The 9,692-nt window shown below is 68.4% G+C and carries 8 protein-coding genes and 1 pseudogene; 3 read left to right on the plus strand and 6 right to left on the minus strand.

The features are described from left to right. Both E4O92_RS24180 and E4O92_RS24185 read left to right on the plus strand, forming a co-directional pair. On the plus strand, positions 1 to 874 hold an 874-nt coding region (locus tag E4O92_RS24180; protein WP_135192197.1), incomplete at its 5' end, for a response regulator. A gap of 1 nt (position 875) precedes the next feature. Next, complete coding sequence (locus tag E4O92_RS24185; protein ID WP_135192198.1) at positions 876 to 3,002, plus strand: putative bifunctional diguanylate cyclase/phosphodiesterase; 2,127 nt, start codon at positions 876 to 878, stop codon at positions 3,000 to 3,002. An 89-nt stretch (positions 3,003 to 3,091) separates the two neighbouring features. On the opposite strand, the gene E4O92_RS24190 is transcribed toward E4O92_RS24185, so the two are convergent. Then, a complete protein-coding gene (locus tag E4O92_RS24190; protein ID WP_135192199.1) occupies positions 3,092 to 5,488 on the minus strand; it encodes a penicillin acylase family protein in 2,397 nt (798 codons plus the stop codon). 285 nt (positions 5,489 to 5,773) lie between these two features. Here E4O92_RS24190 and E4O92_RS24195 point away from each other — a divergent pair, with 285 nt between their 5' ends. Further along, positions 5,774 to 6,046 carry a hypothetical protein gene (locus tag E4O92_RS24195; protein WP_135192200.1) on the plus strand — a complete coding sequence of 91 codons (273 nt, stop codon included), beginning with the start codon at positions 5,774 to 5,776 and terminating at the stop codon, positions 6,044 to 6,046. Here the strand turns inward: E4O92_RS24195 and E4O92_RS24200 are convergent. The 5 genes and pseudogenes from E4O92_RS24200 to E4O92_RS24220 form a co-directional block, all read right to left on the minus strand. Next, a complete protein-coding gene (locus E4O92_RS24200) occupies positions 5,952 to 6,788 on the minus strand; it encodes a DUF2334 domain-containing protein (RefSeq protein WP_229483731.1) in 837 nt (278 codons plus the stop codon). The genes E4O92_RS24195 and E4O92_RS24200 overlap by 95 nt on opposite strands. Then, entirely contained in the window at positions 6,775 to 7,911 is a 1,137-nt protein-coding gene (locus E4O92_RS24205; RefSeq protein ID WP_135192201.1) for a glycosyltransferase family 4 protein, read from the minus strand. Before E4O92_RS24205 ends, E4O92_RS24200 begins: the two co-directional genes overlap by 14 nt. A gap of 103 nt (positions 7,912 to 8,014) precedes the next feature. Continuing rightward, positions 8,015 to 8,605: a recombination mediator RecR gene (gene recR / locus E4O92_RS24210; protein ID WP_135192202.1), complete on the minus strand. Its 591-nt coding sequence runs from the start codon at positions 8,603 to 8,605 to the stop codon at positions 8,015 to 8,017. A 49-nt stretch (positions 8,606 to 8,654) separates the two neighbouring features. Next, complete coding sequence (locus tag E4O92_RS24215) at positions 8,655 to 8,981, minus strand: YbaB/EbfC family nucleoid-associated protein (protein ID WP_135192203.1); 327 nt, start codon at positions 8,979 to 8,981, stop codon at positions 8,655 to 8,657. A gap of 58 nt (positions 8,982 to 9,039) precedes the next feature. Beyond that, positions 9,040 to 9,692, minus strand: a pseudogene (locus tag E4O92_RS24220) (DNA polymerase III subunit gamma/tau); the annotation flags it as partial.

A 9,692-nucleotide genomic window follows, 5' to 3' on the forward strand; every position in this document is an offset into this window, starting at 1 on the left:
CGGCGCCACCGTGCCTGCCCCGCAGTTCGTGCCGCCCGAACCGATCAGGCGCCCCGCCGCGCGCGCCCGCAGCCGGCGCGTGCTGCTGGCCGAGGACAACGTGGTCAACATCGAGGTCGCCAAGGCCATGCTCGAGAGCCTGGGACTGGAAGCGCACGGCGCCAGGAACGGCGAGGACGCGCTGCGGGCGGTCAGGTCGGGCGAGTACGCGGCGGTGCTGATGGACTGCCAGATGCCGGTGATGGACGGCTTTGCCGCCACCGCCGCCATCCGGCGCGACGAGCGCGAGGCCGGGCGCGAGCGCTGCTTGCCGATCATCGCGATCACCGCCAATGCGCTGCAGGGCGACCGCGAAGCCTGCCTTGCCGCCGGCATGGACGACTACCTGTCCAAGCCCTTCACCCAGCAGCAACTGGCGGCCGTGATCGGGCGCTGGATCCCGCTGCCGCTGGCTGCCACCGTGCACCACGACGACCAGCCGCCGCGCCTGCCGCCGGAGTCGGTGGAGGTGATCCAGCGCGACGTGATCAACCACGTCGCGCTCGAAAACATCCGGGCGCTCTCGCGCGAGCGCGGCGACGCGCTGGTGCAGCAGGTGATCGCGGCCTACGTCGACGACACGCCGCAGCAATTGCGCTCGCTGCGCGAGGCCATCGCCGGCGACGACAGCGGCAGCGTGCGCAAGGTCGCGCACACGCTCAAGTCCGCCAGCGCCAACGTCGGCGCCCAAAAGCTCGCCCAGCTGTGCAAGGAGATGGAGCACCTTGGCCGCGCCGACACCACCGAAGGCGCCAATGTCATCCTTACCGACATGGAGCAGGAATTCCAGGCAGTTCGGCACTCGCTCAGCGAGATCCTAGAAAAGGAAATGTGAGATGGCCGCTTCCCACTCCACAAAACGCGGGGTCGTGCTGGTCGCCGACGACGATCCGGTGATGCGCATGTTGATGCTCGAGATGCTCGCTGGCGTCGGACTGGACGCCATCGAAGCCGAAGACGGCGTAGAGGCCCTCGCCTGCGCGCGCACGATGGCGCCGGACCTGATCCTGATGGATGTCGAGATGCCCAACATGGACGGTTTCACCGCGTGCAACGAGATCCGGCGCCTGGAAGGCCCCCATGGCAGCGTCCCGATCATCATGGTCACCGGCGGCGACGACATCGAGGCCGTCACCTGCGCCTATGAAGTCGGCGCGACCGATTTCGTGTCCAAGCCGATCAACTGGCCGATCCTCGGGCACCGGGTGCTGTACGTGCTGCGCGCCAGCGACGCGATCGCGCGCCTGCGCATCGCCGACGCCCAGAACCGCGCGGTGCTGGCGGCGATTCCCGACACGTTCTTCAGGCTTAACAAGGACGGCGTCTACCTCGACTACGAACCCGGCAACGAGCGCCATGGCCGCCATGGCGCGCCCGTGTTCCAGCAGAGCGACTGCATCGGCAAGCACATCACCGACGTGCTGCCCAAGGAGATCGCCGAGCGCATGCTGGAAAACGTGGCGGCGGTGCTGGCCAGGCAAGACATCCGCTCGGTCGAGTACGAACTGGTGCGCGCCGGCGTGGCGCAGCACTTCGAAGCGCGCCTGGTCGCCACCGGCCCGGGCGAAGTGCTCGGCCTGGTGCGCGACATCAGCGAGCGCAAGCGCACCGAGGAGCAGATCCGGCGCCTGGCCTACTGCGACAGCCTGACCGGCATCCCGAACCGCCAGGCCTTCCTCGAGACGCTCGAGCGCGAGCTGCAGCGCTCGCGCATCGGCAACAAGAAGTTCGCGGTGCTGTTCATGGACCTCGACGCGTTCAAGCGCATCAACGACACCCTCGGCCACAACGTCGGCGACCACCTGCTCATGATCGTCTCCGAGCGCCTGCGCGAAACGATCCGCCCCAGCGACATGGTCTCGCGCGGCGACCAGGCTTCCAACCTGGCGCGCCTGGGCGGCGACGAGTTCACGATCCTGATCCCGGACCTGGAGCGGGTCGAGCACGCGCTCAATGTCGCGCACCGGGTCAAGGAAGCGATGCGCCGCCCCTTCCTCATCGAGGGCAACGAAATCTTCGTCACGGCCAGCATCGGCATCTCGCTGTTCCCCGAGGACGGCGACGACTGCGACTCGCTGCTCAAGTTTGCCGACACCGCGATGTACCACGCGAAGAACTGCGGCAAGAACAACGCCAAGCTGTACAGCTCCTCGCTGACGATGCAGATCATGAGCCACGTGAAGCTCGAAGTCGGCCTGCGCAAGGCGCTGCAGAACCACGAGCTGTACCTGCTCTACCAGCCGCAGATCGACGTGCGCAGCACGGAGATTGTCGGCGTCGAGGCGCTGGTGCGCTGGCGCCATCCGGAACGGGGCATCATCTCGCCCACCGAGTTCATTCCGCTGGCCGAAGAGACCGGCCTGATCGTGCCGATCGGCGAATGGGTGCTGCGCACCGCGTGCAACCAGGCCAAGTCATGGCAGCGCCAGACGCGGCGCTCGGTGCGCATGGCGGTGAACCTGTCGGCCAAGCAGTTCAAGGACGAGAACCTGTCGCAGATCGTGGTCTCGGCACTGGACGACACCGGGCTCGACCCCAGGCTGCTGGAACTGGAGCTGACCGAAGGCACGCTGATGGACGACGCCAAGGCAACCCTGGTCACGCTCGAGCAGCTGCGCGGGATCGGCGTGTACCTGTCGATCGACGACTTCGGCACCGGCTACTCGTCGATGAACTACCTCAAGCGCTTCGACGTACGCTCGCTCAAGATCGACCGCAGCTTCATCTGCGGACTGCCGCAGGATTCGGAAAACGCTGCCATCACGCGCGCGATCATCGCCATGGCGCACGGGCTGAAGATGGTGGTGGTGGCCGAAGGCGTGGAGACCGGCGAGCAGCTGGTGCTGCTCGAGCAGTTCGGCTGCGACCTGGTGCAAGGCTACTACCTCGGGCATCCGGCGTCGCCCGACGTCATCGCCGGCATGCTGCAAAAGGCCGGAACGGCGGCGCTGCCGCAGGAATGAAGCTTGCGGTGGTAGGGTGCGCACCTGTGCGCACGCGGACGTATGCACTGTGCTAACTTCCGCGTGCGCAAAGGTGCGCGCCCTACGCGTTACGGCACCAGCGTCAACGTGTACTTTGCCTTCCCCGGCAACAGCGGCGTGCCCCTGCCCTGCACCCAATCCTCGTGCCCCGCCAGGAAAAACGGCGAAAGCGGATGCCCGCTCTGCCCGCCCGGCATGTCGAACAGCCCCTGCTCTTCGTGGCCGGGCGATACCGTCATGCGCTCCGACTGCCCGAATTTCGGCCCCGCCACGCGCGGCATGTTGGCGTCACCCGGCAGTTGATCGGCGGGCGCGGCCAGCCATGCGCGCAACTGCGGCACGGCCATGCTGATCGGATGCGCGATATTGGCCTCGTTGCGCGCGCCCCAGCTGTTCGACGCTAGCGGCTTCCCGTCCTCGGTCAGGTTCGCAATCACACGGTCGATCGCGGCCAGCTGCAGTTGCCGCCAGTCGCGGTACCCGGGCGGCAGCCACGCCGCCGGCTGCGCATCGAGCAGGCGCGCCAGCACAGCCGGCCAGCGCGAGCTCGCCGCGGCGAACGTGGCCTTCGGGTCGAGCATCGCCATCTCCTTGTTCGCGGCTCCGAACACCAGCTCGTACAGCGCCCACATGTAGTCGCGCGCCAGCCGGTAGCCGACCGACGCCGTGCTCGCGCGGCCGTTCCAGCTGGTCGCGAGCAGCCGCCGGAACTCGGCGCGCTGCGCATGGCCGTCCAGTGCGCCGACGTCGAGCACGCCCAGCGCACGCTCGCGCCAGGCACCGATGAATAGTGCGCGATCGTCAAGCGCAACGCGAAACGCGTCCGCCACTCCGGCTTTCGGCCCCAGCGCCTGCAAAGCGTCGCGCAACTGGCTGTTGCGCGCCCCCAGGTCGAAGCCGCCATCGCCGATGCGCTGCGCGCCCTCACCCAGCAACTGGCGGTTGTTGGCGGTCGAGAGCTGGCCGCCAGGCGGATTCACCACCCGCGGGTACTCGCTTGGGTCCAGCAATCCCTGCCAAGATGGCGCGGCGTTGTCGAACGCGAGCGGGAAACCCGGGTTGCCGCCAGCGGCATCGCGCCGCGGCAGGATGCCGGCGATCGTCCAGCCGATGTTGCCCCGATCATCGCCGGCCACGAAGTTCTGCGCGGGGATGCCATCGGTCGCCGCGATTGCCAGCGCCTCATCCACGGTGGCGGCATGTTCGAGTTTGAGGTGATTCAGGTTCAATGCATGCGGATCGTGCGCGACCCAGTGCAGCGCGTACAGGGTGCCGCCCGCTTCGCGTATCGGCCCCAGCGAGGTGTCGCGCACAGCCATCTCCTCCGCTGGCGCGCCCTTGACCAGGATCCGCTCCTGGTGCACGGCCGGGGTCTCCCATCCGGCCGGGGTACGCACCTGGCCCGGGTGCTGGGCGTTGGTGCCGAGCGCGATCAGGTCGAGGAAGTCGCCGTAGCTGTTGGTGAAGCTCCACGCCACGTGGCCATTGCTGCCGACGATGACCGAGGGCGGCGCGCCGGGCAGCGTGACGCCGACCAGGCGCCGCGCGCTGCCGCCATCATTGATGCGCAGCGCCAGCCGGTACCAGGTGTTCGGCAGTTGCAGGCCAAGGTGCATGTCGTCCGAGACGATCGCCGCGCCGGTGTCGGTGCGGCTGCCGTCCAGCGCGTAGTTGTTGCTGCCGACCGAATCGGTGAATTCAAAGGCCGCCAGTTGTTTGTCCTGCGGGCGTGGCTCACCCCACCAGCTTGGCGCGTCTGCGGGAATAGGAACCGATGGCGGCGCCACCCGGTTCGCGTCGAGCGGCGCGTCCCACTCGGTCGCCTCGGGCAGCAGGAATGCCAGCTGGGCCGGGCTCGCGTGCTCGCGCAGCCAGCCGCGCGCCAACTTGCGCGGTTCCTGGTTGCCCTGCAGGTCGAAGAACATCGCCCACACCACCAGCAGCGAATCGTCCGCCGACCAGGGACGCGGCGCGGCTTGCAAGAGCGCGTATTCGAACGGGCGCGCCGATAGCGCCGCCAGGCCGTCGTTGACTCCGGCGACATAGCGATCGATGAAGGCGCGGTCCTCGTCGTTCAGCCCGGCCAGCAGCGCCTGCGCCCGGGCACGGAAGCGATGCAGCCGGTGCGCCCGGTCCACCGGCAAGGCGCGCGGGCCGAAGAGTTCGGCCAGTTCGCCCGCCGCCGAGCGGCGCAGCAGGTCCATCTGGAAGAAGCGCTCCTGCGCATGCACGAAGCCGGTGGCGTAGGCCATGTCGAGCCGGTCGCTGCCGCTGATCAGGGGCACGCCGCGCGCGTCGCGCTCGACCGTCACCGGTGCGCGCAATCCGGGCGCAGTGCGCTTGCCGTCGAGCTGCGCCAGGCTGGCGCGCAGGAACAGCCAGCCTCCCAGGAACACCAGCAATACGAGCAGCACGAGCGTCCCGGCCGCACGCATGGTCCACACTGTCCATCGATTCGGTCGCATCGGAATCCTTTCCCTGTCGGTCGCGCTATCTTGCCAGCAAAAACCGGACCTGTCAGGCCGCGCGGGTACCGCCCGCTGGCGCCGGGGCCGCCGCAGCCTTTTGTGCAGAATTGAGGCAGGTCAGACGTGGGGCCGACGCCGCCACTATGCTGGAGGAGGCGCGGGACCGCCGAGCACCTGTGCGCACACGGTACGTTTGCGTACCGGGGCCAACGGCATTCAACCGTACCGCGTGCGCACGGGTGCGCACCCTACGGACAGCGCCAATCGAAACGGAGGCTGATCATGCGCGGCTTGACCTTGTTGCTCCCGGCGCTGCTGCTGGCGGCCTGCGCCACGCCGCAAGAACAGGCGCAGCAGAAGCAGGCTGAAATGGCACAAAGGATGGTGATCTACGGCCCGGCCTGCAGCAGGCTCGGTTACCCGACCGACTCCGACCAGTGGCGCAACTGCATCCTGAACCTCAGTGAGAGGGACGACATCCAGCGCTATTACTACTCCTATCCTCCTCCGGGGTACTACGGCTGGGGTCCTGGCTGGCGCGGTTACGGGTGGTAAGCCGCCGGGCACAATCGACCTTGGTCACGGCCGCGCGCGTTGCCAGCAGGCGTTCGAGCAGCCGCTGCGCATGGCGCAGCAAAGCGGGATAGCGCGCGTCGCGCGGGTGCAGGCTCAACCTGACGAGCGGCGCGCGCGCCAGCAGCAGCGCGCCGGCATCGGCCGCGCGCGGCGAGAACAGGCGCCCGGCCCGGTTGCGCGCCGTGTAGACCAGCGACGGCGACCAGAGCGATGGTCCCAACGCCCCGTCCCGCAGCAGGTGGAAGCGGCGGAAGGTGGTCGTGTACGCAAAATCGAAACCGCGCAAGGCGGCCCAGGCGCCTTCTCCCAGCAGCCAGGCCGGCGGCACGAAGCCGCCAGGCCGCCAGCCGCGCGCGGCAAACCAGTCCAGCCCCAGCGCGATGCGGCGCCGTGCCTCGGCTTCAGGCACCGCCGAAAATTCGCCCTCGCGCTGGGTGTAGACCCCGCGCCAGAAGCGGCTGGCCAGGCCCGCCGGAGGTTCCGGGTCCAGGTGCGTGTAGCCGTGCAGCGCCAGCTCGTCGCCGCGCGCCAGCGCCGCGTCCAGATGTTCCTCCATCGGTATCGACTCGTCCATGCTTTCGTGAAAGCGCGGCACCACCAGCCAGGTCAGCGGAATGTCGGCGACCTGCCGCAGCGCCCGCTCAAGGAGCAGACACTCGGTCCATGTGGCGGGCGCGACGTCGTGGATCGACACGCACAGCATCGGCTCAGTCGGTGGCACAGATGCCCTCCATTTCCAGCGCGGCGCGGGCGCCGCCGGCCAGCAGTCCGCCATAGCGCTGCAGCAGCTGCGGCAGGATCTGGTTCCAGTCGTACTGCTCCTCGGCCTTGCGGCGCGCATTGATGCCCATCTGGGCCATGTCGCGCTCGTAGACCGCGGCGATCGCTTCGGCCAGGCTGTCGGCGCTGTTGGGCTCGGCCAGGACGCCGGTCTGCTCGCACACCAGCTCGGCCACACCGCCGCCGCGCGTGGCGACCACCGGCAGGCCGCAGGCCATGGCTTCGAGCACGATCAGGCCGAAGGTTTCGCAGTCGCCCGGATGGACCAGCACGTCGCAACTGGCGAGCAGCCGCGCCAGCTGGCGCTGGTCGCGCTTGAACGGGATGAAGGTGAGCTGCGGATAACGTGGCAACTGTTCGCCGCCGCCGATCAGCACCAAATGATAGGGCCGGCCCAGCTTGCGCACGGCGTCAATCAGCACCATCAGCTTTTTTTCCGGCGTAAACCGGCCGGCATAGACCAATAGCCGCGTTGCCGGCGGCAGCCACAGGTGCTCGCGCAGCGTCTCGACCCGCCGCTGGGGTCGAAACACGCTGCTGTCGATGCCCAGTGGCTGGTGCAGCGCGCCGTCCACGCCCATGTCGGCCAGTTGCCCCACCATCAACCGGCTTGGCGCCAGCACCAGGTCGAACTGGCGATACAGATTGGCCAGGTAGCGCCGCGTGCCGCGCGCGATCATGCCGCCGAAGCGATGTTCCGCCAGGCGCGGCGTGTCGGAATGGTAGAAGGCGATCGCCGGAATGCCGAGCCGCTCGCGCAGGCGCAGCGCGGCCCAGGCGCAATGCCCGGCGTCGCCGGCCTCGATCAGGTCGGGCTCGGCCGCCTTCAGCAGGCGTGCCGCTCCCGCCACCGTCAGCGGCATCCGGTAGCCGTTAATCCCCGGCATGGAAAAGGCGGGAATCCGCACCAGGGCCGGGGCCTTGCCGCCTGACTGCACGTTCGAACTCAGGATGGAGTGCCGGATGCGGCTGCGACGCGCCAGCCAGCGTGCCTTGGCATTCAGGTAGGTGCTGACACCGCCCCCTTCGGCGGCATAGAACATGGTGATGTCGACAAGATGCATGCTGGGGTCCGCTCGGAAGTGCCCACGATAGCAGCGGACCGCAGGCGCGGATTGCGCACACTCAAACAGCACCGGCGGCTGGCCGCTGGGGGCCGTGTTCCGATTATGCCCCGCGCCGGTCGAGCATGGCGCGCGCTATCGTGCCGGGATCGACGTACTCCAGCTCGCCACCCACGGGCACCCCGCGGGCCAGCCGCGTGACCTGCAGGCCGCGCGCCTTGAGCATTTCGGATATGTAGTGGGCGGTGGCCTCGCCCTCGTTGGTGAAATTGGTCGCCAGCACGACCTCCGCGACCACGCCATCGGTCGCGCGCGTCACCAGCTTGTCCAGCGCCAGGTCGCGCGGACCGATACCGTCGAGCGGCGAGAGCCGCCCCATCAGCACGAAATACAGCCCGCGCCAGGTCAGGGTCTGCTCGATCATCATCTGGTCGGCCGGCGTTTCCACCACGCACAGCAGCGTGCGGTCGCGCTCCGGATCGGCGCACAGTTCGCACACTTCGGTGTCGGAAAAGGTATTGCACAGCGCGCAGTGATGCACCCTGTCGACCGCCTCGTACAGCGCGCGCGACAACTGCGCCGCCCCTTCGCGGTCATGCTGCAGCAGGTGGAACGCCATGCGCTGGGCCGACTTGGGGCCGACGCCGGGCAGGCGCCGCAGCGCCTCGGTCAAAAAATCGAGCGCGCGCGACATCAGGCCAAGCTCGCAGGCAGCACGGTATCGATGACCGGGGTCCGCTGCATCAGAACGGCATCTTGAAGCCCGGCGGCAGCGGCAGGCCGGCGGTCAGGCCGCTCATCTTCTCGGCAGCGGTCGATTCGGCCTTGCGCACCGCGTCGTTGAACGCAGCCGCGACCAGGTCTTCCAGCATGTCGCGGTCGTCGCCCAGCAGCGACGGATCGATCGAGACGCGCTTGACGTCGTTCTTGCAGGTCATGACGACCTTGACCAGGCCGGCGCCGGACTGGCCCTCGACCTCGATCTGGGCCAGCTGCTCCTGCGCCTTCTTCATGTTGTCCTGCATGGCCTGTGCCTGTTTCATCAAGCCTGCGAGCTGGTTTTTCATCATGGTCGTATTCTCCGAAAAGTCTGCAATAGACAAAAAATGGGGGGATGGATATCTGGTTTCAGGCCGCCGCCGGCTTCACCGAGCCGGGTACGACGAACGCGCCGAAGGTGCGCACCAGCGACTGCACGAACGGGTCGGCATCGACCGTCGCCTCGGCCTGGCGCTGCATCTCTTCGCGGTGCGCCTTGGCTTCAGCGCTGGCGGTGTACCAGACCGGTGCGATCTCGGTATCGATGTTCACCCGGATCGCAGGAAAGCGTTCCTGCAGCGCGGCCTGCAGCTTTTCGCTGTTGCCGGACACGCGCAGCGTATCGACCGGCACCCGCAGCCGGAACGTGGCGGCGCTCTCGTTTGCGACGCATTCGATAAGTTCAGTCTGCAGCGCCAGCTGCTGGGCCACGCCGCGCAGCGGCAAGGCCGCGGCCAGGCCCGGCCAGTTGCCGTCCCAGCCGATTTGCGGCACCGGCGTGATCACGTACGGATACGGTGGCGCGGCTGGCGCGCGCACGGGTGCGGCTACCGGCGCCGCCTGCACCGCGGGCGTGGCGACGGCGGTGTCGTCTGAAAATTCGGTGACCCAGGACGGCGGCTCGTCATCCTGCGTGCCGTCCTGTTCTTGCCTCGGTGCCCGTGCCTGGGCCTGGGGCTGCTGGCGCGCAGCCGCCTGCGGCTGGCCGCCCTCCCACGGCGGCGCCGCGGACGGAGCGACGG

Source organism: Massilia horti, from assembly GCF_004614195.1.
In the GTDB taxonomy this organism is placed as follows: Bacteria; Pseudomonadota; Gammaproteobacteria; order Burkholderiales; family Burkholderiaceae_D; genus Telluria; species Telluria horti.

Excerpts from the sequence above, each read along its gene's own strand:
- E4O92_RS24185 (WP_135192198.1), top strand. The coding sequence starts at position 876 with ATGGCCGCTTCCCACTCCACAAAACGCGGGGTCGTGCTGGTCGCCGAC.
- E4O92_RS24190 (WP_135192199.1), bottom strand. The coding sequence starts at position 5,488 with ATGCGACCGAATCGATGGACAGTGTGGACCATGCGTGCGGCCGGGACG.
- E4O92_RS24195 (WP_135192200.1), top strand. The coding sequence starts at position 5,774 with ATGCGCGGCTTGACCTTGTTGCTCCCGGCGCTGCTGCTGGCGGCCTGC.
- E4O92_RS24205 (WP_135192201.1), bottom strand. The coding sequence starts at position 7,911 with ATGCATCTTGTCGACATCACCATGTTCTATGCCGCCGAAGGGGGCGGT.
- recR (WP_135192202.1), bottom strand. The coding sequence starts at position 8,605 with ATGTCGCGCGCGCTCGATTTTTTGACCGAGGCGCTGCGGCGCCTGCCC.
- E4O92_RS24215 (WP_135192203.1), bottom strand. The coding sequence starts at position 8,981 with ATGATGAAAAACCAGCTCGCAGGCTTGATGAAACAGGCACAGGCCATG.